At 59.8% G+C, this 23,810-nt stretch carries 30 protein-coding genes and 1 tRNA gene; 14 read left to right on the forward strand and 17 right to left on the reverse strand.

Annotation, left to right across the window (positions count from 1 at the left end; translation table 11 throughout):
• Positions 1 to 97 precede the first annotated feature (97 nt).
• Positions 98 to 1,156, forward strand: a complete 1,059-nt coding sequence (gene nadA, locus FM069_RS07770) for a quinolinate synthase NadA (RefSeq protein ID WP_143487723.1) — start codon at positions 98 to 100, stop codon at positions 1,154 to 1,156.
• A 94-nt stretch (positions 1,157 to 1,250) separates the two neighbouring features.
• Here nadA and FM069_RS07775 read toward each other — a convergent pair whose 3' ends face one another.
• A complete protein-coding gene (locus tag FM069_RS07775; RefSeq protein WP_143487724.1) occupies positions 1,251 to 2,690 on the reverse strand; it encodes a M48 family metalloprotease in 1,440 nt (479 codons plus the stop codon).
• Between the two features lie 110 nt (positions 2,691 to 2,800).
• Here FM069_RS07775 and FM069_RS07780 point away from each other — a divergent pair, with 110 nt between their 5' ends.
• The gene (locus FM069_RS07780; protein WP_143487725.1) at positions 2,801 to 3,043 is read left to right on the forward strand and encodes a sulfurtransferase TusA family protein; all 243 of its coding nucleotides are present in this window, start codon (positions 2,801 to 2,803) and stop codon (positions 3,041 to 3,043) included.
• A 47-nt stretch (positions 3,044 to 3,090) separates the two neighbouring features.
• Positions 3,091 to 4,164 (forward strand): AI-2E family transporter, encoded by a 1,074-nt coding sequence (locus FM069_RS07785; RefSeq protein WP_143487726.1) that lies wholly within the window; start codon positions 3,091 to 3,093, stop codon positions 4,162 to 4,164.
• Positions 4,165 to 4,168: 4 nt separating this feature from the next.
• Here the strand turns inward: FM069_RS07785 and FM069_RS07790 are convergent, their stop codons facing one another.
• The gene (locus FM069_RS07790) at positions 4,169 to 4,654 is read right to left on the reverse strand and encodes a peroxiredoxin (protein ID WP_143487727.1); all 486 of its coding nucleotides are present in this window, start codon (positions 4,652 to 4,654) and stop codon (positions 4,169 to 4,171) included.
• Between the two features lie 10 nt (positions 4,655 to 4,664).
• Complete coding sequence (locus tag FM069_RS07795; protein WP_143487728.1) at positions 4,665 to 5,222, reverse strand: glycine cleavage system protein R; 558 nt, start codon at positions 5,220 to 5,222, stop codon at positions 4,665 to 4,667.
• A gap of 167 nt (positions 5,223 to 5,389) precedes the next feature.
• On the opposite strand from FM069_RS07795, the gene dapA reads away from it, so the two are divergent.
• The 5 genes from dapA (at position 5,390) to FM069_RS07820 (ending at position 9,078) form a co-directional block, all read left to right on the forward strand.
• On the forward strand, positions 5,390 to 6,268 hold the full coding sequence (gene dapA, locus FM069_RS07800) for a 4-hydroxy-tetrahydrodipicolinate synthase (protein ID WP_143487729.1): 879 nt from the start codon (positions 5,390 to 5,392) through the stop codon (positions 6,266 to 6,268).
• Positions 6,269 to 6,285: 17 nt separating this feature from the next.
• Positions 6,286 to 7,404 (forward strand): outer membrane protein assembly factor BamC, encoded by a 1,119-nt coding sequence (gene bamC / locus FM069_RS07805; RefSeq protein ID WP_143487730.1) that lies wholly within the window; start codon positions 6,286 to 6,288, stop codon positions 7,402 to 7,404.
• Positions 7,405 to 8,163 (forward strand): MBL fold metallo-hydrolase, encoded by a 759-nt coding sequence (locus FM069_RS07810; protein WP_143487731.1) that lies wholly within the window; start codon positions 7,405 to 7,407, stop codon positions 8,161 to 8,163.
• Between the two features lie 29 nt (positions 8,164 to 8,192).
• The gene (gene purC, locus FM069_RS07815) at positions 8,193 to 8,903 is read left to right on the forward strand and encodes a phosphoribosylaminoimidazolesuccinocarboxamide synthase (RefSeq protein ID WP_143487732.1); all 711 of its coding nucleotides are present in this window, start codon (positions 8,193 to 8,195) and stop codon (positions 8,901 to 8,903) included.
• A gap of 85 nt (positions 8,904 to 8,988) precedes the next feature.
• A tRNA-Ser gene (locus FM069_RS07820) sits at positions 8,989 to 9,078 on the forward strand.
• Positions 9,079 to 9,130: 52 nt separating this feature from the next.
• Here the strand turns inward: FM069_RS07820 and FM069_RS07825 are convergent.
• The 14 genes from FM069_RS07825 to FM069_RS07885 all read right to left on the reverse strand — a co-directional run bounded on the left by FM069_RS07825 (position 9,131) and on the right by FM069_RS07885 (position 19,370).
• Positions 9,131 to 10,144, reverse strand: a complete 1,014-nt coding sequence (locus tag FM069_RS07825) for a phage integrase (protein ID WP_143487733.1) — start codon at positions 10,142 to 10,144, stop codon at positions 9,131 to 9,133.
• Positions 10,144 to 11,421, reverse strand: a complete 1,278-nt coding sequence (locus FM069_RS07830) for a hypothetical protein (RefSeq protein WP_143487734.1) — start codon at positions 11,419 to 11,421, stop codon at positions 10,144 to 10,146. Before FM069_RS07830 ends, FM069_RS07825 begins: the two co-directional genes overlap by 1 nt.
• Positions 11,422 to 11,527: 106 nt before the next feature.
• Positions 11,528 to 12,883 (reverse strand): type II secretion system protein GspD, encoded by a 1,356-nt coding sequence (locus FM069_RS07835; RefSeq protein ID WP_143487735.1) that lies wholly within the window; start codon positions 12,881 to 12,883, stop codon positions 11,528 to 11,530.
• A gap of 11 nt (positions 12,884 to 12,894) precedes the next feature.
• On the reverse strand, positions 12,895 to 14,010 hold the full coding sequence (locus FM069_RS07840) for a zonular occludens toxin domain-containing protein (protein WP_143487736.1): 1,116 nt from the start codon (positions 14,008 to 14,010) through the stop codon (positions 12,895 to 12,897).
• Between the two features lie 9 nt (positions 14,011 to 14,019).
• Entirely contained in the window at positions 14,020 to 14,367 is a 348-nt protein-coding gene (locus FM069_RS07845) for a hypothetical protein (RefSeq protein ID WP_143487737.1), read from the reverse strand.
• Positions 14,367 to 15,827, reverse strand: a complete 1,461-nt coding sequence (locus tag FM069_RS07850) for a hypothetical protein (protein ID WP_143487738.1) — start codon at positions 15,825 to 15,827, stop codon at positions 14,367 to 14,369. Before FM069_RS07850 ends, FM069_RS07845 begins: the two co-directional genes overlap by 1 nt.
• A gap of 70 nt (positions 15,828 to 15,897) precedes the next feature.
• On the reverse strand, positions 15,898 to 16,200 hold the full coding sequence (locus FM069_RS07855) for a hypothetical protein (RefSeq protein WP_233282000.1): 303 nt from the start codon (positions 16,198 to 16,200) through the stop codon (positions 15,898 to 15,900).
• A gap of 3 nt (positions 16,201 to 16,203) precedes the next feature.
• The gene (locus tag FM069_RS22035; protein ID WP_267904178.1) at positions 16,204 to 16,329 is read right to left on the reverse strand and encodes a hypothetical protein; all 126 of its coding nucleotides are present in this window, start codon (positions 16,327 to 16,329) and stop codon (positions 16,204 to 16,206) included.
• Positions 16,330 to 16,469: 140 nt separating this feature from the next.
• On the reverse strand, positions 16,470 to 16,850 hold the full coding sequence (locus FM069_RS07860) for a DNA-binding protein (protein WP_143487739.1): 381 nt from the start codon (positions 16,848 to 16,850) through the stop codon (positions 16,470 to 16,472).
• Positions 16,851 to 17,460: 610 nt separating this feature from the next.
• Complete coding sequence (locus tag FM069_RS07870; protein WP_143487741.1) at positions 17,461 to 17,664, reverse strand: hypothetical protein; 204 nt, start codon at positions 17,662 to 17,664, stop codon at positions 17,461 to 17,463.
• On the reverse strand, positions 17,661 to 18,305 hold the full coding sequence (locus FM069_RS07875) for a DNA cytosine methyltransferase (RefSeq protein ID WP_143487742.1): 645 nt from the start codon (positions 18,303 to 18,305) through the stop codon (positions 17,661 to 17,663). The genes FM069_RS07870 and FM069_RS07875 overlap by 4 nt, the downstream gene beginning before the upstream one ends.
• 7 nt (positions 18,306 to 18,312) lie before the next feature.
• Entirely contained in the window at positions 18,313 to 18,624 is a 312-nt protein-coding gene (gene pflM / locus FM069_RS22260) for a lysogeny maintenance protein PflM (protein WP_178106683.1), read from the reverse strand.
• Positions 18,625 to 18,927: 303 nt separating this feature from the next.
• Complete coding sequence (locus FM069_RS07880) at positions 18,928 to 19,152, reverse strand: DNA-binding protein (RefSeq protein WP_143487773.1); 225 nt, start codon at positions 19,150 to 19,152, stop codon at positions 18,928 to 18,930.
• A 2-nt stretch (positions 19,153 to 19,154) separates the two neighbouring features.
• Positions 19,155 to 19,370 (reverse strand): DNA-binding protein, encoded by a 216-nt coding sequence (locus FM069_RS07885; RefSeq protein ID WP_143487743.1) that lies wholly within the window; start codon positions 19,368 to 19,370, stop codon positions 19,155 to 19,157.
• A 120-nt stretch (positions 19,371 to 19,490) separates the two neighbouring features.
• Here FM069_RS07885 and FM069_RS07890 point away from each other — a divergent pair, with 120 nt between their 5' ends.
• From FM069_RS07890 to FM069_RS07915, 6 genes are all read left to right on the forward strand, one after another.
• Complete coding sequence (locus tag FM069_RS07890) at positions 19,491 to 19,763, forward strand: DNA-binding protein (protein ID WP_143487744.1); 273 nt, start codon at positions 19,491 to 19,493, stop codon at positions 19,761 to 19,763.
• Between the two features lie 308 nt (positions 19,764 to 20,071).
• Positions 20,072 to 20,308, forward strand: coding sequence for a colicin E3/pyocin S6 family cytotoxin (locus tag FM069_RS22265; RefSeq protein ID WP_143487745.1), 237 nt, complete (start codon positions 20,072 to 20,074; stop codon positions 20,306 to 20,308).
• Positions 20,309 to 20,315: 7 nt separating this feature from the next.
• A complete protein-coding gene (locus FM069_RS07900; protein WP_143487746.1) occupies positions 20,316 to 20,627 on the forward strand; it encodes a hypothetical protein in 312 nt (103 codons plus the stop codon).
• A 1-nt stretch (position 20,628) separates the two neighbouring features.
• The gene (locus FM069_RS07905; RefSeq protein ID WP_143487747.1) at positions 20,629 to 21,579 is read left to right on the forward strand and encodes an ImmA/IrrE family metallo-endopeptidase; all 951 of its coding nucleotides are present in this window, start codon (positions 20,629 to 20,631) and stop codon (positions 21,577 to 21,579) included.
• A gap of 157 nt (positions 21,580 to 21,736) precedes the next feature.
• On the forward strand, positions 21,737 to 22,402 hold the full coding sequence (locus FM069_RS07910; RefSeq protein ID WP_143487748.1) for a hypothetical protein: 666 nt from the start codon (positions 21,737 to 21,739) through the stop codon (positions 22,400 to 22,402).
• Between the two features lie 10 nt (positions 22,403 to 22,412).
• Complete coding sequence (locus FM069_RS07915; protein WP_143487749.1) at positions 22,413 to 23,132, forward strand: hypothetical protein; 720 nt, start codon at positions 22,413 to 22,415, stop codon at positions 23,130 to 23,132.
• Positions 23,133 to 23,810: the final 678 nt, after the last annotated feature.

Below are 23,810 nucleotides of genomic sequence, written 5' to 3' on the forward strand. Positions count from 1 at the left end.
TCGCGCCACCTCGCTTCATCTCCCCCTCGGTTCACGATCAGGCCCACGGTTTGCAGGGTGATATACTCGCCGCCCCGTGATGCAGGTCCTGAGAACCATGACGCAGATTTCCGAGCGCCTCCTCGTCCAGGCGCACCTGGCTGCCAAGCAACCCAAGCCGTTATCCGCCGAAGAAGAAGCCCGCTACCGGGCCGAGATCGCCGAAGAACTCGAGCGACGCGACGCCGTGCTGGTCGCCCACTATTACTGCGACCCGGTGATCCAGGCGCTGGCGGAGGAGACCGGGGGATGCGTTTCCGACTCCCTGGAGATGGCCCGCTTCGGCAACCAACACTCGGCGACCACGGTGGTGGTGGCGGGGGTGCGGTTCATGGGCGAGACCGCGAAGATCCTCAATCCCGAAAAACGCATCCTCATGCCGACCCAGGAGGCCACCTGCTCCCTGGACCTGGGTTGCCCCGTCGACGCATTCTCGGCCTTCTGCGACCAGCATCCGGAACGGACCGTGGTGGTCTACGCCAACACCTCGGCGGCGGTGAAGGCGCGTGCGGACTGGGTGGTGACCTCCAGCTGCGCGCTGGAAATCGTGGAAGGTCTGATGGACAACGGCGAAACCATCCTCTGGGGGCCCGACCAGCACCTGGGTCGCTACATCCAGCGCGAGACCGGGGCGGACATGCTGTTATGGGATGGAGCCTGCATCGTCCACGAGGAGTTCAAGGCGAAACAACTCGAAGACATGAAGGCGCTGTACCCGGATGCCGCGGTCCTGGTGCACCCGGAGTCGCCAGAGGCGGTGATCGCCCTGGCTGATGCGGTGGGTTCCACCAGCCAACTGATCAAAGCGGCGCAGACCCTGCCCAACCGACGATTCATCGTCGCCACCGACCGCGGCATCTTCTACAAGATGCAACAGCTCTGTCCGGACAAGGAATTCGTCGAGGCGCCCACGGCCGGCAACGGCGCCGCCTGCCGCAGTTGCGCCCACTGCCCGTGGATGGCGATGAATACCCTGGAGCGAACCCTGCTCTGCCTGCGGGAAGGCCGCGACGAGATCCTCGTGGACCCGGCGCTGATTCCCCGGGCGGTCCGCCCGCTCAAGCGCATGCTGGACTTCACCCAGGCGGCTCGTCTCAAGTTGGCCGGTAACGCCTAGGAAAAAGGCGCGAGGCTTTCTCGCGCCTTCCCCGAATGCAGGTGGATCATCCGACGGGGCCGCTGCCAGGAGCCCCGCTCGCACCCGATCAGCCTTAGCGCAGCATGCCCTTGACCATCCGCTGCTCGTTGATCAGGTCCTTTTGCCGGGCGTCGATGCGCGAGGCGAGGGGGAAGTTGCCGCCTGCGCGGCGCTTGGCGAAATCCAACTGCTCGATGGCCTGGTCGTAATCGCCCACCAATGCGAAGTACTCCGCGCGGGCCTGGTGCAAGCCGATGGTATTGCCTGCCAGGCCACGCACCTCAGCAACCTGGTACCAGACATCGGGGTCGTTGGGGCGGCTCTGCAGCAGGTCGTTCAGGGTCTTCTCCGCCTGCTGTGGCTGGCTCATCTTCACCAGCAGGTCGGTGCGGGCCTGCTTCAACGGGTAGCTATTGGGATAGAGGGTCAGCAGCCGGTCGACGCGCGCCTTGGCGTCCGGCAGCCGGTTGGCGGTGATGTCCAGCTCCACCTGGGCCAGGTTGTAGGTGATTTCGTCCGGAGCCTTGGCCAGCAATTCCTGCAGTGCGTCGCGGGCTTCGTTCAGCTGGCCGGCCTTGATCTTGGCGATGGCCAGGCCGTAGCGGGCGGCGTCCAGCTTGGGATTTTCGTCCAGCATGGCGCGGAAGCGCTTGGCGGCGATGCCCGGGGTTTCCTCGTAGATCAGCTGCACCCGCGCCCGCATCAGCTGGTAGCGCAGGGTGTCCTCCTTGCCGCCGGGCTGCTTGATCTGCTCGGCGCGGTTACGCGTGTCGGCGATCCGCGATTCCGTCACCGGGTGGGTGAGGAGGAATTCCGGCGGCTTGGCGTCGTAGCGATACTGGCGCATCAACCGCTCGAACATACTGGGCATGGCCTGCGGATCGTAGCCGGCCTTCTCCAGGTTGATCAGGCCGATACGGTCGGCCTCCTGCTCGTTCTGCCGGGAAAAGCGCCGTTGTTCCTGGATCGCCGCCGCCTGGCTGGAGGCGATCGCGGCGATGCCGGCGTCCCCTGCGCCTGCCGCGGCGGCGACGATGCCCGCCAGCATGGCTGCCATCAGCGGGATCTGCATGCGCTGCTGCGCTTCCACCCCGCGGGCGAAATGGCGCTGGGACAAGTGGGCCAGTTCGTGGGCGAGCACCGCGGCGTACTCCGCCTCGGTCTGGGCATAGAGGAACAGGCCGCCGTTGACCCCGACGATGCCCCCGGGGGCGGCGAAGGCGTTGATCTGCGAGCTGTTGAGCAGGATGAACTCCAGGCGCCGGTCCTGCAGTTGGCTGGTTTCCGCCAGACGGTAGACGCTGCTTTCCACGAAGTCCTTGAGCTGCGGGTCCGACAGTTGCGGGACCTGGTTGCGCAGCATACTCAGCCAGGCCCTGCCGAGCTGGTGCTCCTGCTCCTGCGAGACGATGGCTGAGCTGGCGTCGCCCAGGGACGGCAGGTCGTCGGCGACCAGAGCGGGCGAGGCGAGCAGGCAGGCGAGCGACAGCAGGGTGGGACGCAGGAGATTCATGCGAGGGAAGGCCCTTGGCGGAAAGTCGTTACTGTAGCGGGCGCCCCGTCCAACTGGCCAGGGCCGCGCCGGCTTGGGTATCCTAGCCGACTTCCCGGAGAATCGAGCCCATGACCGACACGGCCCTCACCCCTGACGTCGAGCTGGACACCAGCGGCCTGAAATGCCCGATGCCACTGCTGAAGGCGAAGCTCGAACTCAACCGCCTGCCCCGCGGCGCCTTGCTCAAGGTCACCGCGACCGACGCCGGTTCACGTCGCGACTTCGCCGCCTTCGCCCGGCTGGCCGGCCACGTGCTGGAGCACGAGGAGGAGGAGGGCGGGGTGTTCCGCTACTGGCTGCGCAAGGGCTGACCCCATGGCGGCGCTGCCCGCCTTCCGATCGTTCTCAAGGATTCCCGATGTTCAAGGTGCTTCAAGACTGGGTGCGGCGCTACTTCTCCGACGAGGAAGCGGTGGTGCTGGCGCTGCTGCTGATCCTCGGGTTCGCCGCGATCCTTACCTTGGGCGGCATGCTTGCCCCGGTGCTGGCCGGGCTGGTGCTGGCGTTCCTCATGCAGGGCCTGGTCAACCAGCTGGAGCGCCTGCACCTGCACGAGCAGGCGGCCGTGTGGCTGGTCTACGTGCTGTTCATCGGCCTGCTGGCGGTGGGCCTGCTGGTGCTGCTGCCCTTGCTCTGGCAGCAGTTGATCACCCTGTTCAACGAATTGCCGCGGATGCTGGGCGAGTGGCAATCGCTGTTGCTGGTGCTGCCGGAGCGCTACCCGCACCTGGTCACCGACGAGCAGGTGCTTCAGGCCATCGAGGCGGCCCGGGGCGAGATCGGCAAGTTCGGCCAATGGGCCCTGACCTTCTCCCTGTCCAGCCTGCCGCTGCTGGTCAACATCATGATCTACCTGGTGCTGGTGCCGATCCTGGTGTTCTTCTTCCTCAAGGACCGCCAGCTCATCGGCGGCTGGCTGGGCGGCTACCTGCCGCGTCGGCGCCGGCTGATGACCCAGGTCTGGGTGGAAATGAACCGGCAGATCGCCAACTACATCCGCGGCAAGGTCATCGAGATCGTCATCTGCGGCGGGGTGACCTACGTGGCCTTCCTCTGGCTCGGGCTCAACTACGCAGCGCTGCTGGCGCTGCTGGTGGGCTTGTCGGTCGTGGTGCCCTACATCGGCGCCGTGGTGGTGACGGTGCCGGTGGCGCTGATCGCGCTGTTCCAGTGGGGCTGGAGCGACCAGTTCATCTACCTGATGGTGGTGTACGGGGTGATCCAGGCGCTGGACGGCAACGTGCTGGTGCCGCTGCTGTTCTCCGAGGCGGTGAGCCTGCATCCGGTGGCGATCATCTGCGCCGTGCTGCTGTTTGGCGGCCTGTGGGGATTCTGGGGCGTATTCTTCGCCATTCCCCTGGCCACCCTCTGCAAGGCGCTACTGGACGCCTGGCCGCGCCCCGAGTCGCTACCGCCGCCGGCTCCCGTCTGAGGCATCAGGCCCGGGAAAGGGCCGCCCGGGATAGGGCCTGGGCGGCGGCCAACACCGCGTCCACGTGGCCGGGCACCTTGACCCCGCGCCAGGCCTGGCGCAAGACGCCTTCGCGGTCGATCAGGAAGGTGCTGCGGTCGACGCCCAGGTATTCCTTGCCGTAGAGCTTCTTCAGCTTGATCACGTCGAACAGCTGGCAGAGCGCTTCGTCCTTGTCGGTGATCAGCTCGAACGGGAAGCCCTGCTTGGCCTTGAAGTTCTCGTGGGTCTTGAGGCTGTCGCGGGATACCCCGAGCACCACGGTGTCGGCCGCCAGGAAGTCGTCGTGACGATCACGGAAGCCCTGGCCCTGGGTGGTGCAGCCCGGGGTGTTGTCCTTGGGGTAGAAGTACAGCACCACCTGCTTGCCGCGCAGCGCCGAGAGGCGCACCGGGCCACCCGTGGCCTGGGCTTCGAAGTCGTCTACCGGCTGGTCCAGGGCGATCGCCATGCTGCAATCCTTATTGATGCTGGGGACGCCAGGGTTCGATCAGGGCGTCGAGGTTGAGGGCGTCGGCGAAGTCGAGGAACTGGTCGCGCAGCCAGCCGATCTGGGTACCCGCCGGCAGGATCACCGTGAGGGTCGCGTTGAGCATGGTGCTGCCGGTCTGGGGCGCCTGGTAGGTGTCGTAGGTCAGGCTCTCCAGCTCCACCCGGTGGTCGGCGAAGAACTGGCACAGTTCGTTGAGGATGTCCGGGCGGAACGCCGCGCTGATGTAGGCGACGTAGGGCAAAGCCTGGGGACGCGGCTCCATCGCGCTGCTGCGGGTCACGCTGACCGTGAAACCCTGGCGCTTGGCCAGGCTCGGCAGGCCCGCCTCCAGACGCGCCAGACCATCCCAACTGCCTCCCACCTGCAACGTCAGCGCGCTGTATTCGCCGTGGCGGGTCAGTCGGCTGCTGACCAGTGCGCAACGGTTCTCCTGGCTGGCGCGGCAGATCGAGCTGGTGAGCTCCATCGGGTCGGTGCCGAGCGCGCTGATGACGAGGAATTGTTCACGAACGGGAGGGGTGGACATGCAGCATTCCTAAAAGCGAAGAGGATCGACCGAGCGACTGTCGAAGAAGGCGGAAGGTTAGCGAAAAGCGCCGGCCAGGGGAATGCTTGAGCACCCGCGCTCAGCTTGTGCTGGACAGGTGGCGCCAGTACCATTACGGCTCTTTTTCACCCGGCAGGAGCGGTTGCATGATTGCGGGCAGTATGGTGGCGCTGGTGACGCCTCTGGACGCACAGGGCGGTCTCGATTGGGACAGCCTGGGCAAGCTGGTGGACTTCCACCTCCAGGAGGGTACCGATGCCATCGTCGCGGTCGGCACCACGGGCGAATCCGCCACCCTGGAAGTGACCGAGCACGTGGAGGTCATCCGCCGCGTGGTGGACCAGGTCGCCGGGCGCATCCCGGTGATCGCCGGGACCGGTGGCAACTCCACCCGCGAGTCGGTCGAGCTCTCCACCGAAGCCAAGCGGGTCGGCGCCGATGCCTGCCTGCTGGTGACCCCCTACTACAACAAGCCGACCCAGGAAGGGCTCTACCAGCACTTCCGGCACATCGCCGAAGCCGTGGCGATTCCCCAGATTCTCTACAACGTACCGGGCCGCACCGCTTGCGACATGCTGCCGGAGACCGTCGAGCGCCTGGCCAAGGTGGCCAACATCGTCGGTATCAAGGAAGCCACCGGCGACCTGCAGCGTGCCCAAGAGATCCTCGACCGGGTCGAGCGCGATTTCCTCGTCTACTCCGGTGACGACGCCACGGCCGTCGAGCTGATGCTGATGGGCGGCAAGGGCAACATCTCGGTGACCGCCAACGTGGCGCCGCGCGCCATGAGCGACCTGTGCAAGGCTGCCATGGCCGGCGACGCCGCCGCGGCCCGCGCCATCAACGACCGCCTGCTTCCGCTGCACAAGGCGCTGTTCATCGAATCCAACCCGATTCCCGTCAAATGGGCGCTGCACGAGATGGGCCTGATCCCCGACGGCATCCGCCTGCCCCTGACCTGGCTGAGCCCGCGCTGTCACGAGACCGTGCGGCAGGCCCTGCGCCAGTCCGGCGTCCTGGCTTAATTGAGGTTTACCACTGAATGAAGCGACTGGCCGGACTCTCCGCGCTCGCCCTCGTCCTTTCCAGCACCGGCGGCTGTGCCTGGCTGTGGGGCGACGAAGGCTATTTCCGCGACCGCAGCAACGACTACCAGGCCTCCCGGCAGACCGCACCCATGCAGGTCCCGGAAGGCGTCGACGCCAAGCGGCTCGACGAGCTGTTGCCGATCCCCAACAACGTCGCCTCGCTGCCTCAGGATCGCGAGTATGACGTGCCGCGCCCGCAGGCCCTGTCGGTCCGCGGCGAAGCGAGCGACTTCAGCCTGCAGAAAAGCGGCGACACGCGCTGGGTCGTGGCCCAACGGGTGCCCGCCGAAGCCTGGCCAGGCGTCCGCCAGTTCTTCGAGGACGGCGGTTTCCGCATCGTCGACGAGCGTCCCCAGACCGGCGAGTTCAGCACCGACTGGCAATCCCTCGATCGCCTGTCGGTGCCCCTGGCGCGCCGCTTCGGCGGTCGTGTCTCCGGACTTTCCCCGGACAGCGAAGTGCGCGTTCATGTGCGTATCGAGCCGGGCGTGCAGCGCAACACCAGCGAAATCTACCTGCTGACCACCGACCGTCCTGCCGGCAGCACCGCCGATGCGGGCTGGCCGAAGCAGTCCAGCAGTTCCAGCCTGGAATCCGCGCTGCTCGACGAACTCATCGCCACCCTGTCCCGCGGTGCCGAGCAGGGCGGCTCCGTCTCCCTGCTGGCCGCCCGCGACTTCGATGCGCCCAGCCGCGTCTCCCTGACCGAGGATGGCAACGGCAACCCGGTGCTCAACCTGGGGGCCGACTTCGATCGCGCCTGGTCCAGCGTCAGCCGGGCCCTGGAGCAGGGCAACGTGCGGGTCGACGACCTCAACCGCAGCCTCGGCATCTACTACATCAACCTGGCCGAAGGCGCCGAGAAGAAGACCGACGAACCGGGCTTCTTCGGTCGCATGTGGGGCAGCAAGCCCACCAAGGAAGAGATTGACGCCCGCGCCGAGCGTTACCAGGTCCGCCTGACCAATGTGGGCGACAGTGTGCAGGTCAGCGTCGAGAAGGACATCAACACCGTGGCGCCTGATGACGTGGCCCGCCGGGTGCTCAGCCTGATCCAGGAAAACCTCGGTTAAGTGCGCTTCGCCATCCTGGGCAGCGGCAGCCGTGGCAACGCGACGCTGATCGAGCATGGCACCACCCGCCTGCTGGTGGACTGTGGCTTTACCTTGCGCGAGATCGAGCGCCGGCTGGCGCGGCTGAACCGCAGCCCCTGCCAGCTGAGCGCGATCCTGCTCACCCACGAGCATTCCGATCACTGCAACGGCGCCGAACTGCTGGCTCGGCGCTACAGCATCCCGGTGTACATGAGCGACGGCACCGCCCGTGGCCTGCGCAAGCCTCTGCCCCCGGCCGGGCTGCTCCAGGCCGGTCGACCGATGGCCCTACGTGACCTGCTGATCGATGTGGTATCCGTGGCCCACGACGCCCGCGAGCCGACGCAGTTCGTGTTTTCCGATGGGCGCCGCCGGCTGGGCCTGCTCACCGACCTGGGCTCCAGCACGCCAGGGGTGGTGGAGCGCTACAGCGACCTGGATGCCCTGGTGATGGAGGCAAACCACGACAGCGACATGCTCGCCAGCGGGCCTTATCCGTATTTCCTCAAGGTGCGGGTGGGCGGCAGCCATGGCCACATGAACAATCGCCAGGCCGCCCTGCTGGTTAAAGAGGCCGGTTGGAAGCGCCTGCAGCACCTGGTCCTGGCCCACCTGAGCGAAAAGAACAACCTGCCACACCTGGCCCGGCAGGCCTTCACCGAGACCCTCGGGTGCGACCCCGACTGGTTGCAGGTGGCCGATCAAGATTCGGGGCTGGACTGGCGCGAGATCGCCTGAGCCCCACCTTCCAGCAAGCGGAGCCCATCATGGAAAAACGCGCAGAACTCTACCGCGGCAAGGCCAAGTCGGTGTATGCCACCGATGATGCCGATCGCCTGGTCCTCCTGTTCCGCAACGACACCTCGGCCTTCGACGGCAAGAAAGTCGAGCAGCTCGAACGCAAGGGTGCGGTGAACAACAAGTTCAACGCCTTCATCATGGAGAAGCTGGAAGCGGCTGGCGTGCCGACTCAGTTCGACCGCCTGCTGTCGGACACCGAGTGCCTGGTGAAGAAGCTCGAGATGATCCCGGTGGAGTGCGTGGTACGCAATTACACAGCCGGCAGCCTGGTGCGCCGCCTGGGCATCGAAGAAGGCCGCGAGCTGGTGCCGCCGACCTTCGAACTGTTCCTGAAGAACGACGCCTTGGGCGACCCCTTCATCAACGAGTCCCACGTGATCTCCTTCGGCTGGGCCAACGCCGAGCAACTGGCGCGCATGAAAGCGCTGTCGGTCAAGGTCAACGAGGTGTTGTCCGCGCTCTTCAGCGATGCGGGCCTGCTGCTGGTGGATTTCAAGCTGGAGTTCGGGCTGTTCCATGGCGAGATCGTCCTGGGCGACGAGTTCAGTCCCGACGGCTGCCGCCTGTGGGACAAGGAAACCCGCAAGAAAATGGACAAGGACCGCTTCCGCCAAGGCCTGGGCGACGTCATCGAAGCCTACGAGGAAGTGGCGGTGCGCCTGGGTGTACCGCTCTGAACCCCGCAACAGCCTGAAACCACGCGAAAAATTCGCCTGATGGGTTCACCGCCGCGGCGCCAGCTGTTATCATGCGCGCCGCCCCGGGGAGATGCCGGAGTGGCCGAACGGGACGGATTCGAAATCCGTTGTGTCAGCAATGGCACCTAGGGTTCAAATCCCTATCTCCCCGCCATAATGATTCCCTAAGCCCCTGAAATTCCTAGAGTTTCGGGGGCTTTTGCTTTCTAGGCCGGCCATGTGTCGAAGAACTGTCGAAAGTCGGCCACCGGACCCAACCTCACCGCGTCCCGCAGATGCTCCGGCGCCAGGTGCGCATAGCGCATCGTCATCGCCAGCGACGTGTGCCCGAGAATCTTTTGCAGCGTCAGGATATTCCCGCCGTTCATGACGAAGCGGCTGGCGAACGTGTGCCGAAGAACATGGGAAGACTGCCCAGGCGGCAGAACGATGCCTGTAGCGGTCAGCGACTTGTGAAAGCTGTTCAGGCAGTTGGAGAACAGCCCGTGCCGCTTGAAATGGTCCCTGATCCGTTCTTCGAGAACCGGGTCCACCGGAATCGACCGAACCCGTTTTCCCTTGGTGTTCACGTAGGACACCATGCCTGATCGGACCCGCTCAGGCGTGAGCGCCTGCGCTTCGCCCCAACGTGCACCGGTGGCCAGACAGATCATGGCGACCATCGCCACATGCGGCACCTTGCAGCGGTTATGGATGACCTCGAATAGCAGGTCGACCTGTTCGTCTGTCAGGTAAGTCAGTTCCTTTTCCTGAAGGCGAAGCGGCCGAACCCTGGCGAGCGGGTTGGCGTAGTCGATATCGCCGAGCTGGTACAGCACGTTGAAGACCGAACGCAGGTAGCCCAGGCGGTTGTTCACCGTCTTGGGGTTATTGCCGGCTTCCAAGAGACGAGCCCGGTAATCGGCATACACATCGCCGGTCATGCGGATCGCAACCGGATCGCCCAGCCCCTTAGCCATGTCCATCAGCAGGCGCCGCCGTGCATCGCCATCCGCCAGGGTGTGACCATGCAGCGCCGCCCAGCGGGTAATCAGTTCGGAAAGGCGCCGACGGTCCTTGGGCTTGGGTGACCAATCAGGCGTGTGGATGCACTTGGCGCGGCAGGTCGCTTCGAAGCGCTGGGCTTCGCCCTTGGTCTTGAAGGTCTTGCGGAAGCGCTTGCCCTTGATGGGCTCCACATCGACTTTCCAGCGGCCGTCAGGTAGTTGCGTGATCGCCATTAGACGGCTCGCCCCCAGCGGACGATGCGGTCCCGCAAGAGGTTCTGGATATGGCGGTAGATGTCCCGCTCGCCCATGTCCTTATCGGCGTAGTGGTCGCGGATGGCTGGCCAGCACTCCCACGTCTGGAGGCTGGCGAACGCCTTTTCCGCGCTGGTTCGCTCCCGCGCCAGCAGGCTGACGAAATTGCCCAGGAACAGTTCGACGTTCTTGCCGGAGAAGCCGCGCGAGGTCTTGTAGTGGCGCTTGTAGTAGGTCTGCTCGGCCAGGGATTCGACCGGTACGCTGACCCGCACGTCCTGCCGCATGAGGGTCCAGAAGGCATCAAAAACGCCCTTGCTCGACGGCAGGCGGAAGGACTCCAAACCGTACTGAAACAGGCCGTCTAGATGCGGCGCCAGCTCGACGAAGGTGCAGCTATCCAGGGTCTGGCCCGCGACTTCCGAGCCGTCAGCGAACTGCTGGACGATGGTGTGGTGGAAGCGCAGCTCCACCCGCCAGACGGGCGCGTCCGGGTCGTAGTTCATGGAGTCGGCCGGATCGAACGGGTTGTCCAGTTCAGCCCAACGGGCCTTCCAGTAGTCCAGCTTGTCGATGCTGTACGCCTGGAGGGTCTTGTCGTAGATGGCGAGCTGGATACCGGCTGCGGAGCCGAACAGGAAGGACTGGCCCCGGCCATAGCTGACCGCTTCCCCGTCATAGTGCACTTCCTTGATGCCGGACAAGTCGCGGCGCGTGCGGGCACGGCACAGCAGGCGGTCGATCAGATCCGCAGGCGGCTTCCAGCCCTGCACATCCAGGGCAAGGTGCACGGCGCACTGGTTCGCCTCGACGTGCTCCAGGGCTTCGCTGGCGAAACGATCCAACCAGCCTTGCAGAACCTCAGGCGTGCACGACTGGATCGCGTGGGGGCTGACCTCGATTTTCAGGTGCGGGCCGATCACATCGATTTTCACGTTGAAGTTCTTCAGCAGCAGCACGAAGCCCAGGTCGGCGTTCTGTAGTTTGAACTGGTAGCCGGAGTCGCGGCCCACGCGGCCTGCATGCCATTCATGGCCGGCGAACTCGACGATGCCGCCTTGCTCCAGCTTGAGCATCACGTCAGGGCGGATACGCCCCCGGTAGAGCTGGCGGACCGTATCGACCCGGCAGCCCAGCAGCCGCACCGATGACAAATCGGTGAGCTTGGCCGTACCCGGATCGACGAACAGACGCCCGTAACGATCCTCAAGACCAGTGAGCGGGTCCAGCCGCACCTGATCGACTGCCTTTTTCATGTATTCACTCCTAATGTCCAAAAACGACGAATTCAAAAGCGGGTTGTAAGACGTGCTACAGGGACGTCCGCCCGGTCCGCGGAAATCGGGCGGCCTCGCTCTGCGATCAAAGCCGCCCGATTCCCGCAGCCCGACCTGTTTTCTCGTCGGAAACCGAGTAATCCGGGAGCTGGAGGGGGTGGGTGGAGGCGGGGTCGATGAATACCGGCGCCTTCTGCCCGGCGGGGTCGAAGATCCGCGCGGAAAGCATCACGACGAGGTTGGTGGCCTTGGCGCGTTCGGAGTCGAAGCGAAACAGGTGGCCCACCACGGGGATATCCGAGAGCAGTGGCACCCGGGTGGCAGTGCGGTCGGTTTGTTGCGAGCGCAGGCCGCCCAGGAGCACCCCGGAGCCGTTGTCGAGCTGCACCTTGGTGGCGATGCGCCGGGTGTTGGTGATGATGTCGGCAGCGGTCTTGTCGCCGGAGACGCTGGAGGCGTCCTGCTTGATGGACAGCTCAATAGCCCCGGACGGGGTGATGAAGGGTGTCACCTGCAAGGTGACGCCTACGTCTTGGCGGGTGATGGTCTGGTACGGGTTGTTCGCTGGCGTGGCGCCCGAGGTGGTGGTCCCGGTGATGAACGGAACGTTCTGGCCAACGACGATGCTGGCTTCCTCGCGGTTGAGGGTGAGCAACTGCGGGGTTGAGAGAATGCGGTTATGCCCGGTGGACTTCACCGCCTGGAAGAAGGCGCCCAGGGTCGGCCCGTCGAAGGTGAGCGAGAAGCCCAGGTCGGAACGGTCCACCTTGCCCACGGAAACACCACCCAGGGAGAACCGGCCGTTCTTGGCCGAGACGTTCAGGCCCAGGGATTCGAAGTCATCGTCGGCCAGCTCGGCGACCACCGCCGTGATCAGCACCTGGCGCCGTGGTCGGTCGATTTCCTGTACCACCTTGCGGATCACGGCAATCTGCTCGGCGCTGGCGGTGACGATCAGCGCGTTGGAGGTGGGCGAGGGCGTGACCATGGCCTGGTTCTGGCTGGCAGCCGCGGTGGGAGTCTGCTGGCCGGGCGCTTCGGCCTGGGGGCGGGCAGTCAGCACGTCGCGCACGGCCTGATAAGCGAAGTCGGATTGCAGGTGTTGCAGCTGGATCACCTCGGTCTGGAAGGGCACGGCCGCAGGCGCAGGCGGTTGGGCGGTGATCTGCAAGGTCTTGGCATCGCTGTTCAGGTAGAACCCGGCCGAGCGCACCGCTTGATTGACCAGCGCTTCCAGCTGGGCCGGCGAGTCGTACTGCGCATAGATGGTCAGAGGCGCGGCGCGGATATCAGCACCTACCACCAGGGACTTGCCCAGGTGCGCCGAGGCCCAGTCGACGAAATCGAACAGGGTACCGTCGGCAATCTGGATCGCTTCGGTGGCGTGCACCGGTTGCAGGGTCAGGCCCAGGGCGAGCAGGCCGGCAAGAGGACGGAGCATCACGGGCACCTTCAGCGGTAGATGGACAGGTAGTCAGCGCCCCGGATCAGGAACGCTTGGGAGGGCGAAAGCGACTGCACAATGATCCCGCGAGCTTCCAGGTCGGCCGTGGTCAGGCGGCGACCGTCGGCGGTCTTGAACACGTAGCGCTGGCCTTCGGGGACTTGCAGGAAGGCCGACACGCGCAGGCCGGCGAATTCCTCGGCGAGCTTGGGCTTGGGCGGCGCCTGGAGTGCTTCGGCGGCGGGCGCGGCGGTGTGCTCGGCGCCGACGCTGGCCACCGGCACCTGTTCGATGGGCACCAGCCAGATGAACAGCCCCACCAGCACCCCGGCGACGCTTAGGCCCAGGAGGAAGGCGTTGATGACGCGAGTGCGCTTGAAGAAGATGCGGGTGGTACGCATGAGAAAGCCCCAGGTTCGCGGAGAGACCGGCCAGCGAGGGCGCAGGTAGCCCGGGGGCAGCAGCGAATACGCCCCCTTGTCATAGCCGGAGTCGTATTCCTGCGTGGTGTCGTAAAAACTGTAGAAAGTCTTGCCGCTGAAGTACCACTCATCCGCCTTGAGGGCGTTGGCCTTGGCCCCGTACTTCACCAGGGCGTAATGCCATTTGGGCAGGCGGCCTTTCCAGATGCCCAGGGTCAGCATGCGGCCGATGGGCGTGACCAGCGGAATTTTCACCCGGTCCCAGCGGGTCAGGTAGACAACGAACTCGGCGATGGACTCGCGGATTTGCTTGTCGATGACGCCGACGTTCTGCACCAGTAGCCAGAGGTCCCAGCGGCGTTTGCGCAGGTGCAGGAAGAACTTCAGCAGGTCGGTACGGCCGCCCTGGTTCCAGTCCCGGGAGTTGAGCCACACGCCGGCTTCGTCAAGGAAGATGCCGCCGAATTTCTCTTCGTCGTACTGCTCGCAGCCATAGCCCAGGCCGAGCAGATCATCAGCGGTGGGCAGATCCGGCAGGCGCACCACGCGGGAATACCGATTGCCCGGCCGGCAGAGCTTTTCCATGCGCACATCAATGTTCACCGCCACTGGACGGCCTTGCTTTAGGTATTCCTGAATTTTCTGGACAGCGAGCAGGGTCTTACCGGCGCCCAGCTTGCCGGTCACGATGTAGACGGCCATGGGGCACCCTCAGACGAAATATTCCATGACGCGGATTTTCCAGACGAGGAAAATCCGCAAGAGGCTGGCGGCGGTAATGATCGACGCACAGGTCGGCAGGTTGGATGGGTAGAACATCGCCCCGAGCTTCGTGTATTCGTCGGGCACGGTGACTTTCAGTAAGGCGATGGCTTCATTGATCGCCTTAATTTCCAGACCAATCAGCAACATGATGGCGGCGATCAGCGCGAGCTTCTTGGCGAAGTCCACGATGCGATCGGTGGCCTTGATGGCGAACAAAGTCGCTACCGCTTTGGGGATCATGCTGCCGAAGAAGGCAACGAGGCCCCGGAACAGGAAACCGAGAATGAAAGGCATCAGCGGCGCCCCCTTCTAGCGGTTCCCATGGGCGTTGCAGCAATCGTGACCAGCATGTCCCACAGGTAGATACCGGTCAGCGCGTACAGCACGTATTCCAAGATGGCCCGCATCCGGGACAGCTCACAAACCGGCAAATTGATGTTGAAGGTCTTGCCACGGAAGTTGAACGACACCTTAATGTCGGAACAGCTGGATGCTTTGGGCATGATCTTGTCGAGGACGTTGTGCTTATCGAGCCCCCTGCCGTCTTTGCCGAAAACCTCTTCCAGCTTGTCGTCGGCCTGCCCCAGGGTTTCCGTTAGCGCTTCCCCTTCGCCCTCGGCATAGGTGTCGGCACCGTCCGCGAAGCCTTCCTGTACTTTGTCACCGAAGCCCCGGCCGAGGCTTTCCAGATCGGTGTTCTTGTCCTCGCCGAACATCTTGTCGGCGAGGCAGCGCTGCGCCTTTTCCTGGCGGAGGATCGCGCAGGTGATGGCGTCTCCGGTGCAGGCCAGCTGGGCATCGCAGGACTCACCGCCTACCGACGAGCCCTGGCACTTGTTCGGGTCGGTCGCGGGGTTGCAGTTACCGTTGCCATTGCCCGAGCCGTCCCCATTGCCGTCGCCCGAGCCGTTGCCGTTGCCGTTTCCATTCCCGGACCCGTCCCCGTTGCCATTCCCGTTTCCGTTACCCGAGCCATTACCGTTGCCGTTCCCATTGCCGTTCCCCGAACCATCACCAGGGTCTTTGGGCGGTTCGTTCGGGTTGGGATTGTTCGGGTTCGGGTTATTCGGGTCGGTGGGTGTCTTGACGCAGGTCGTACCGGACCACGAATAGCCAGGACCGCACCCGGGGTCTTTGGGATCGGAGGGCGGTTCCTGGGTGTCAGGCGGGGGCGGCGCATCGTTCAGGGACGGGCCTACGCCGCCAGGGTTATTGGAGTCGGCCGCGCAGTTATTACCCGTGCTTTTCAAGCTGTAATTGCAGAAGCCTTCCGTGTCACTGCCTGGTGTGCGGTAGCAACTGGTGGGCTTGGAAGAATCCGCCACGTATTCACAGGTGGCTTTGCACCCGGTCGGCGGCGTGGACGCCACGATATTGCGGCCGTTGATCGTCAGAATGGGTGCATTGGTACTTCGGAACAGCCCGGTCATTCCGACTTCACAGGCTTGCTTGTCCGGGTCGCAAGCTCCGGTGCTGGGGTTGTAGGTGGTCTTTTCCGGGCAGGAGTCACCCGAGCGATAAACCACGGCACTCGCGTTCTGGCCCATGTTGCCCAACAGGCTCAGGCAGTCGGCCCGAGCCTCATTAACGAAAACACCGAGGTGGTATTCCGGGCCCTGGGGAAACGAGTCGAACCAGGCTTGGCAGGCGGCTTGAGCCGAACCGAAACGCTGGCTGCCGAAGAGCCACGTATAGGGTTCGGCAAAGGCGTTGCCGGCAGCAGCCAGCAGCAGTGCAAGAAGTAGGGCGCGCATGGAGAACATGCCTCGCGAATCTCAGGCAAAAGAAAGCCCGGCGCGCAAGTGCGCAGCCGGGCCCAGGGTGTTACGCGCCGGCAGCGCCGAAGAACTTGCTGGCGATTTTGAAGATGGCAGTACCGCCACGGATCAGGCCGAACAGCATAGCGGCGGCCGCCATCAGGGTGCCGACAGCCGCGCCCAGGTCGGTGAAGACCTGAATCACTTCGGACGGCACAGAGAACGCAGCGTGGGCGTTCACGGAGACCGCGCCCAAAGCCAGTACGGATGCCAGGGACAGGTGTTTGCCAACGGATTGGCCCCCGGCTTTACCGGCCGGAGTCGCGACGCTGGAGGTGGAAGGCAGAATTGCCAGTTGGGTGGTTTTCATGGATTAAGCTCCGGTTGAGTCGACGATTTCTTTGATGCCGAGGCGGAATTGCCCGAAGGCGATCCCGAACCCGGCGCAGCCCACGAACACACCGGCGATGGCGCTATAGAACTCCCAGGGAAATGCCATGACGCTTACCTCTGGTGGCCGTGGATCATGCCCAGCACGGCGCACTGCACCATGCCGAGAATGAGCTGGAGGGCGAACACATCGCCCAGGGTGACGTTCGCCAAATAGGTGCTCATATCGCGCTCCCTTGGCGGCCGTGGTTAGCCGTTGACCTTGTCGGCCGGCTTGTTCGGTGCGGTACTCGCAGCCGGGCGCGGGGCGCTGGACTCATGCACCACGGCGACGATCACTTGTTTGTTTTCGATGCGGCCGTATTGGTCGCGGGTGGGGCGCACGGCGGTTTCAAACTTCATCTTCACCGGGCCGTTAGCGAAGTCGATTTCCTCCAATACGGAGGGATCGCAGGCGTATCCGGTGAATTCGAAGCCCCGGGCATTGGGGCGTTCTTTCGAGCCTTTCGGGATCGGCGAGAAGCCTTGCAGGCTGGCGAAAATCTCGCCGGTGTCTTTCTTGGTATAGAAGTCGGTTTGTACGACCAGCACTTCCAAGGTGGCTTTAGCAGCCGGAATATCAAACAACATGGTGCGTCCTCTTAGTTGCGCGTTTAGTTGCCGTTCATGACGTGCTGGGCCGTTTTTAGGCGTGCAAAGGGCCGTGCCGGTTAAGTGGCCAGTTCGTGAAGTTCGGCGGTTGGGTATTGCTACGTGAGTCTTGCTACTGCGGTTTCACCATTGCCCCGAGTGCATCGGCGGGGCTGTTAACACCAAGGGCGTTGCCCTTGTCATCCCACTCTCGCCCGCGAGGCGTCGGGAGCGCGGGGCGGGAGAGCTGCCCCACACTCCCTAGCTGAGGCTGTTTCGGGTCGGGGTGGGTCAAGGGTGCGCTTCGCCCGTGCTTCCGTTTGTCCGAACGGTGAAGCGCATTCGGACAAGCCGGGAGCGCGGCCCCTGACCGGTTCAGCCTTGGCGGGGGGCGCGGGCCCGGGTCGGGCGGGCTTGGGGTGGTCCTTAGGGATCATCAGCCAGAGCAGTCCGATGGAGGCGTTCATCAGCAGAGCGCCCGTGAGGACGCCCAGGAGCAGCGACACTTCCGCGACTTCATCGGCGAACCGAATCAGGGGCACGACCCATTGGAGAATCGCGCCGTAGACCAGCCAGAACCCCAGCCAGCGCAGGGCCTTGTGTGTCCGGGTCATTGGGTGTCGTCCTCCAGCAACAGGAGATTCCAGGAAAACCAGAACAACGCACGTGCCAGCATGTAGAGCACCACGCCAAGCATCAGAGCCAGGTCGCACCCAGTGAGGCTGCATGTGGCCAGAGCGGACGCATCCGCAAAGCACGAAGCACTCATGCTGACCAGGAAGACGTCCAGGATACGAGGCGACAGCCATGTCATGGCCTGACCTCCTGGAGGCAAGTACCTGCCTTGAGCAAACACACAGCACGGCGGGACTTTCCAAGGGCCTCTTTCACATGGCCGCCCCACTGCTGCGCAATTGCATCCGCAACCCCCTGATAAGTCCGGGACCGATTACGCCAGCGATCAGGGCCGGACCCCATGTAATGCACTACAGGAGCGCGACCTTCGACGATATTGGTCGATTGAAGCTTCGGCAGGTTCTCAAGCCAGAAATGGGTTTCCTTGCGCTCGCCATGACCGAACATCCAGGGCTGGATGATCTGATCCGGCTTGCGTATCTGCGTCGAAATGATCGACTTCGGATTTTCCAGGGCCTTGTAGGGAACAGGCGCAGCCATCAGCTGCCGGACAAATTCAAGAGCACGCTGTTGCCGACCATCCGCGATCTTGGCGGGAAAGTGCCGAGCACCCGAAACGGCCAGATCCGTACAGGGTGGATGGGCAATCAGCAGATCCCAGCCCCAATCGAGCACTTCGAGGACGTCGCCCTGGATATGCTCCCCATCGGTTTCTGACGGCAGCAAATCACAACTCACTGCGTAGAACCCCACGGCTGTCAGGGCGTCGCGTACACGGCCGGAGAATTCACAGGCCACAAGTGCAGTAGGTTGGCTCATGCTGCGGTCACTCCAGTTCGAACGGTTCGCGGATCGGTACGAAGGGAACGGGCGTGCCGCGGTCCTCGATCACCGTCCAGTAAGGCGCACGGGACTTTCGTAAGCCCAAGCGGCAGACGCAGCTGGCGGGCTTGCACCACCATTTGCCGTCTTTGAAGAACGGGCGCCCAGCTGGGGTGCAGTCGGGTGAAAAGTGCCCGGTTGGGCCGGGGGGCCGGCTTCCCGAAGAGGCAGGTGAGGACATGGAACGGTGAGACCAGCACACGCTGCACTGGCAGTTGCTCGCATGGGTCAGCCGCAGGTAGCTCGACAGGTTCATGCGCCGGCTCCACCGCTTGAGGCTTTTTTGCGCGTTCCATCCGCACGCTGACAGGCATGACAGGACCCGCGTTAGCGCATGAGGGGAACGGATCGCCTATGCGTAAGCCCAGGTTCGACCGGAGATCGAACAAGCGGTCCCATTCGTCCCAAGTGATCAGCCCTTGATCCCGCAGAACGGCCAGATAGCCTTCGAAATAGGCCGCGCGGTACAGATACAGGTCGGCTTCCTTTTCGCTTAGGGAAGGCTTGCTCGTGCGGAGTGTGGTGAGCTGGTGAAGCAGTCCACGGAGAATGTCGCTAGTCATGCCATCCACTCCTTTTCCAGCAGATCCCGCGTGAACAGCGCCACGTTCACCATCACGTGTTTGCCGACCTTGTGAGAGGGGATATAGCCGTTACGAATCCAGCCCCACACGATGTCGTGGCTGTTTCCCATGCGAATCCAGTCGGCGAACTCCCGCCAGGGCATCACCGGTGGGGGCGCGAGCAGATCTTTTGCGGTGAGCTTGATTTCCTCGACTTCCATGGTCATGCCGTCCATTCCTGATCCAGCAGCCAGTGACGGAGCATTGCGCTGTTGACCATGCGGCGTTTGCCGAGCTTTACGGTGGGTAGTACGCCCCTCATAGCCCAGGCGCGGGCGGTGTCGTAGGTCACGCCGTTGCGGTCTGCCCAGGTTTCGATGGTTTCAACGTCCTGTTGCGGGCCAATCAGCTTGGCGGGGTCTAGCTGCTCAAGTCCCATGTTGCTCCGTGCCTATTCGTGTCAATATTCGAGGCAATTGAAGCTGCCAGGTGGATATAGTCCATATGGATAATATCCATAAAGGTAAGATATGGCAATAATCCATAATGGTATTTTTTAATGGCTCAAGGCATTGCCGATAGGGCGCATCAATTGCTGAACGCGACCAGCCTTAAAGAGTTGGCAGAGGTGAACAGCAAAGACTATGTGCGCTGGCAGAGCATCAAGCGGGGCAGAGCGCGCGTTGGCGCGGAAGAAGTAGAGCTTCTAGGGAGGCTATATCCCCAATATCGCTGGTGGCTAATGACCGGGGAGGTCATGCCAGATAAGGGACAGGTCAGCCCCGATTATGTTGAAGCCAACCGAAACTTGATCAGTCAAAGCACGGGATAGCAATAACTATAGAAGTAGCTAGACGTTGGTATGCCCGAAAAGGAAAGGAGTAGGATAGTGATGGAATGGATATTCTATATAGGTCATGCAGGCGCGGAAAATATTTTGGAAGTGAGTAGGTTTCAGACACAACAAGAATGCGAAAAAAGAGAAAAAGACGTCATGCTTACGATAAAAGAAGCCAATAATGAGGAAATAACAAAACTTGTCCATGGGTGCGTGGAATACCCTCAACTTCATAGAAACAGAAACCAGTAAAATAAATCTCATGTAGAGAAGTTAATAAGAAATAATGGAGAATAATTTGTATGGGAGGAGTTTCAAAGCCGAGACCCTGTTACTTGGATAAATTAAAAAAGTCCCATGTCTATGGAACTAGACAGGTTTATGTGGATCCCGAAGAAAACATATACTACACTTGGGATTCGTTGCATGGCGAGATTGAGGTTTTTAACTGCAGAGGCATTCATCTCGGCGTAATAGATGCTGTTAATGGAGATTTTATTAAGCCTCCCGTACGTGGGCGTAGGATAGATCTCAAGTGAGGTATATATGAATTTCATTGAGAAATGTTTGAGTGGGGATGCTTTTGCAGATGAAATTGATGATGCTGTAGAAGCATGGTCTGAAGGAGTTGAGGGTCAAGACCTTGAACTCAATGAGTTTCTTGGCATGACTGTTGATGAATATTCTGCGTGGATGACTTCACCATCAATCCTCCCATGGATTGTATCCGCTCACCGCAATCAAAGAACTCTTGCGCAGGAATTAGAATGTGATCGTATTAAAATGGCGGCACGAGCTTCAAAGCCTCGCGAAGCCGCGCAAATGAAAAAGTGGCTTGAGAAAATTGGAAAGCTCTAGTATGTTTCCAGAGGAAAAACTAGCCGCTAGAACTCTTCTCAGACATAAACTTAACCCTCCTTATGATCTGGAGAAATTGGCCAGTGATTATGGTGATATTAAACAAGTTGTATTTCCGTTTAAAGCCGACGGCGTCACAGTTGGAATTGGTAGTGCCGAACGCCCTACCATATATATAAACATTGAGTCTCCGGCAACTCGACGTAAGTTTACCTTGGCTCACGAGTTAGGGCATATCATAATACCTTGGCATACAGGTACAGTCGTATCACATTTGGAAAATAAAAAAGGAGAGTATGCGTTCGAATATGAACGAATGGAGCAAGAAGCAAACCGCTTTGCTGCGGAGCTATTAATGCCAGCTGCTTGGATTAAAGATTGCTATGGTAAAGAAAAAGATTTCTCTTTTTTTCTTAAAAGTGTGATTAAAGTGTCTGGGGCGTCCAGAGATGCTGCGCTTATTAAGATTTTTTCAACAATTCAAGATTCGATTATATGCGCTCGAATTAATGAGGATGGCTATGCAGTAACAAAGCATCGAACTTCATCCGCGCCCTATCCGTCAATTCTTGATACTTGTAGCGTCTATACTGATAAAATTTTTCAAGCCGAACATAATTTCTATGAATTTTCTTTAGGAGATCAAAATTATGCCGCATGGGTATTTGTCGGAGATGAAATTCAAGAAGTAGATGACAGGTCGTGGCGGGAAATTATTCAAGAAATTCTTAGCGACTTGGGCATGACTACGAAACTTATAAACGTAAACTCTACGATGGCTGCCGCTTTTCGTAAAGCAGATCATCTTGACGAAAAACATGCTTGCGGCTCTGTAATAAATTCCTTCAGCACAAAAGATGATTTATCAAATCTCGTAGGTCACCCTCTGTTCAAACAATACGTTGTTAAACGTGTTAAAGAGCTATTCAAACGGGACCAAAAGAAAACCTAACTAAGTCCATATAGACTTTAGCTGATTTATTTTTTGGTTTTTCCTAGTAAATAATGAGCTAGTAGAAAGCCAAGAGTGCAGCGCAAATTTTAAAAGAGTGATTTTTCCAATACTTTAAGGATGACTAAACTTGAGGGCTGAAAAGGATGACATGCCTATGTATTTGCGTCGCAGAAACTCCAATGGAGTTTGGCGAGTGATCTTGACTCTAATTCTGGGCTCAATACTTACTTGGTGGCTAGTGGCGCTATATGCGAAACCTATCATCATAGATATCACTAAAATAAAACAAGCATTCCGATTTGCCGGACAACCAGTTTTCAATAGTGAAAATCAGCCTTTCTCGCAAATATCTGCTCAAGTACCTGCTTCGAGGATTGGTCAGCCGACCTATTCTCAAGAGCCTGTCCAAGTATTAATAAGTTGGGATCAGGAGGTCACGCAAGTTAATATAAAAAAAGTACAACGACAAACCGTCTTTAACGACCAGAATTACACGCCTAAGACGGCCATAAATACTATTCAGCCCCCACCAAAGCGATTCTTTTCTTCTGCTGAACTACCAATATCCAAGCAGCAGTTTCGCCGTGCCACGCATGAGGGAAACTGGATATGGGAAAGTGCAGATCATAAGAAGGCTCGCCATGGCCTTTTCCACTGGACGGAAATCAACGGTCGAGTCGATCTTTCCAGTGTGTGCAAAGGCGATTATAAATATGGCTCTATAGAATATAGAGATTGTAGAAAAGGAGCGAAGGTTTACCTTGCAAGGCTTTGTAAATCTTATTCCGCTGCGTGCGGGGCTGGAAGTTTAACCCCCTAATAGGTCATATATGGAAAAAGTGAGAGATTTGTTAGAAGAGTTAAGTAGATACAAACGCTATAATTTTGTAGAAAAGAAGACTGGAATAGAGTCAACTCTTAATGATAGCGCTAAAGGATTCATGTGGTTTTCAATTTTATCTTTCTTATTTTTGCTGTGCTTTTTGGTAGCGCGATACATTTTCGGTTTAGTCCCTGGGGATATAACTGAACTTTTGGTTTTTTTGTTGTATTTGCTTCTTAATGTTTTCTTTGTCCTGGCTTGGGGCTTAGAAATAGTTACCGCTGTATTCAATGCTGTTAATAACAAGGGCTCTGCACTTAGACGTTTTAAAGATGAGGCTACAAAAGATATTGCCTACGCAAAGCATGTGGCAAATTATTATAGCGAATTACACATTGGGTTGGCGAAAAATTTGATTGCATCCAAGCTAAAAAATATGGATCGCAGAGCGGCAGTATTTTTAGGGAGCAGTAGCAGTATTGCTATTATGGCCGCCATAGGGAAAATGTTAGACATTTACCAACTCCTTGAGAAATACAATATATCTATATTTAAGATTTTTGTTTTAGGTTTTAAAGCTGGAATTGCCAATATAAGCATAACTTTAATACTGGCATTTTTTGTGGGTATTTTTGCAGGTGTAATTGCTCTTCGTTTCTCTATGTCAAAATATCATTACCACATTGAGATATTAGAGCTGGCAGAACAATTGAAAACTAAATCGTAAGATGTCGAAAAAGTGTCGAAAGTAATGAAATCGATAGTGCCGAAATGATCTTCTTGAACAAGAAAAAGCCAGCAATGCTACGCATTGACCCGTAATGGGCATATTGAAAACAGGTTCAAATCCCTATCTCCCCGCCATAACGCGAAATGTCGAAGCCCTTGATGCTCATAGAGTTTTCAGGGGCTTCGTCGTTTCAGGCAGAGTAATTAGACCAAGTACGTGTTTTGTAGGCCGTTCCATACCGGTCAAACCCCCGCCATTTTCGCCATGCTCCGCTTTAGTCGGTATCCAGCGGCCATAGTGTTTCTTCACCATGGATAACCAGTAGGACCGAGCTGGTGAGCCGCTCACGTAAGCTGACACCTCTCGAGATCGCTTAATTAGCGATGGTCTACCGACCGGTTCGCGATGCAACGTGCCGGCTGAATTAACAACCGTTGATTCTTCTGGTCTGGCAAGGTAAGCGGTTGGAGATTTGGAATAGCACTCACTCTTTCCTTAAAGTGCATTTTTATCCGGCCATCCCCACACTGCAAAGATTTCCTGGCTGCTGTTCATATGCCACTTATTGGGGTGGTCGATCTACTTCAGGCGAGAGGTAAAGCCATGGTGGCGATATCCAGCGCAGCCAATGGGTGGTCGCCAAATGAATATTTTGCTTTGGGCACCCTCCCTATC

Source organism: Pseudomonas mangiferae, from assembly GCF_007109405.1.
In the GTDB taxonomy this organism is placed as follows: domain Bacteria; phylum Pseudomonadota; class Gammaproteobacteria; order Pseudomonadales; family Pseudomonadaceae; genus Pseudomonas_T; species Pseudomonas_T mangiferae.

Bases quoted from the DNA above. Each gene is read 5' to 3' on its own strand.
- nadA (WP_143487723.1), top strand. From the start codon at position 98: ATGACGCAGATTTCCGAGCGCCTCCTCGTCCAGGCGCACCTGGCTGCC.
- FM069_RS07775 (WP_143487724.1), bottom strand. From the start codon at position 2,690: ATGAATCTCCTGCGTCCCACCCTGCTGTCGCTCGCCTGCCTGCTCGCC.
- FM069_RS07780 (WP_143487725.1), top strand. From the start codon at position 2,801: ATGACCGACACGGCCCTCACCCCTGACGTCGAGCTGGACACCAGCGGC.
- FM069_RS07785 (WP_143487726.1), top strand. From the start codon at position 3,091: ATGTTCAAGGTGCTTCAAGACTGGGTGCGGCGCTACTTCTCCGACGAG.
- FM069_RS07790 (WP_143487727.1), bottom strand. From the start codon at position 4,654: ATGGCGATCGCCCTGGACCAGCCGGTAGACGACTTCGAAGCCCAGGCC.
- FM069_RS07795 (WP_143487728.1), bottom strand. From the start codon at position 5,222: ATGTCCACCCCTCCCGTTCGTGAACAATTCCTCGTCATCAGCGCGCTC.
- dapA (WP_143487729.1), top strand. From the start codon at position 5,390: ATGATTGCGGGCAGTATGGTGGCGCTGGTGACGCCTCTGGACGCACAG.
- bamC (WP_143487730.1), top strand. From the start codon at position 6,286: ATGAAGCGACTGGCCGGACTCTCCGCGCTCGCCCTCGTCCTTTCCAGC.
- purC (WP_143487732.1), top strand. From the start codon at position 8,193: ATGGAAAAACGCGCAGAACTCTACCGCGGCAAGGCCAAGTCGGTGTAT.
- FM069_RS07825 (WP_143487733.1), bottom strand. From the start codon at position 10,144: ATGGCGATCACGCAACTACCTGACGGCCGCTGGAAAGTCGATGTGGAG.
- FM069_RS07830 (WP_143487734.1), bottom strand. From the start codon at position 11,421: ATGAAAAAGGCAGTCGATCAGGTGCGGCTGGACCCGCTCACTGGTCTT.
- FM069_RS07835 (WP_143487735.1), bottom strand. From the start codon at position 12,883: ATGCTCCGTCCTCTTGCCGGCCTGCTCGCCCTGGGCCTGACCCTGCAA.
- FM069_RS07840 (WP_143487736.1), bottom strand. From the start codon at position 14,010: ATGGCCGTCTACATCGTGACCGGCAAGCTGGGCGCCGGTAAGACCCTG.
- FM069_RS07845 (WP_143487737.1), bottom strand. From the start codon at position 14,367: ATGCCTTTCATTCTCGGTTTCCTGTTCCGGGGCCTCGTTGCCTTCTTC.
- FM069_RS07850 (WP_143487738.1), bottom strand. From the start codon at position 15,827: ATGCGCGCCCTACTTCTTGCACTGCTGCTGGCTGCTGCCGGCAACGCC.
- FM069_RS07855 (WP_233282000.1), bottom strand. From the start codon at position 16,200: ATGAAAACCACCCAACTGGCAATTCTGCCTTCCACCTCCAGCGTCGCG.
- FM069_RS22035 (WP_267904178.1), bottom strand. From the start codon at position 16,329: ATGGCATTTCCCTGGGAGTTCTATAGCGCCATCGCCGGTGTGTTCGTG.
- FM069_RS07860 (WP_143487739.1), bottom strand. From the start codon at position 16,850: ATGTTGTTTGATATTCCGGCTGCTAAAGCCACCTTGGAAGTGCTGGTC.
- FM069_RS07870 (WP_143487741.1), bottom strand. From the start codon at position 17,664: ATGACATGGCTGTCGCCTCGTATCCTGGACGTCTTCCTGGTCAGCATG.
- FM069_RS07875 (WP_143487742.1), bottom strand. From the start codon at position 18,305: ATGAGCCAACCTACTGCACTTGTGGCCTGTGAATTCTCCGGCCGTGTA.
- pflM (WP_178106683.1), bottom strand. From the start codon at position 18,624: ATGAACCTGTCGAGCTACCTGCGGCTGACCCATGCGAGCAACTGCCAG.
- FM069_RS07880 (WP_143487773.1), bottom strand. From the start codon at position 19,152: ATGGAAGTCGAGGAAATCAAGCTCACCGCAAAAGATCTGCTCGCGCCC.
- FM069_RS07885 (WP_143487743.1), bottom strand. From the start codon at position 19,370: ATGGGACTTGAGCAGCTAGACCCCGCCAAGCTGATTGGCCCGCAACAG.
- FM069_RS07890 (WP_143487744.1), top strand. From the start codon at position 19,491: ATGGCTCAAGGCATTGCCGATAGGGCGCATCAATTGCTGAACGCGACC.
- FM069_RS22265 (WP_143487745.1), top strand. From the start codon at position 20,072: ATGGGAGGAGTTTCAAAGCCGAGACCCTGTTACTTGGATAAATTAAAA.
- FM069_RS07900 (WP_143487746.1), top strand. From the start codon at position 20,316: ATGAATTTCATTGAGAAATGTTTGAGTGGGGATGCTTTTGCAGATGAA.
- FM069_RS07905 (WP_143487747.1), top strand. From the start codon at position 20,629: ATGTTTCCAGAGGAAAAACTAGCCGCTAGAACTCTTCTCAGACATAAA.
- FM069_RS07910 (WP_143487748.1), top strand. From the start codon at position 21,737: ATGTATTTGCGTCGCAGAAACTCCAATGGAGTTTGGCGAGTGATCTTG.
- FM069_RS07915 (WP_143487749.1), top strand. From the start codon at position 22,413: ATGGAAAAAGTGAGAGATTTGTTAGAAGAGTTAAGTAGATACAAACGC.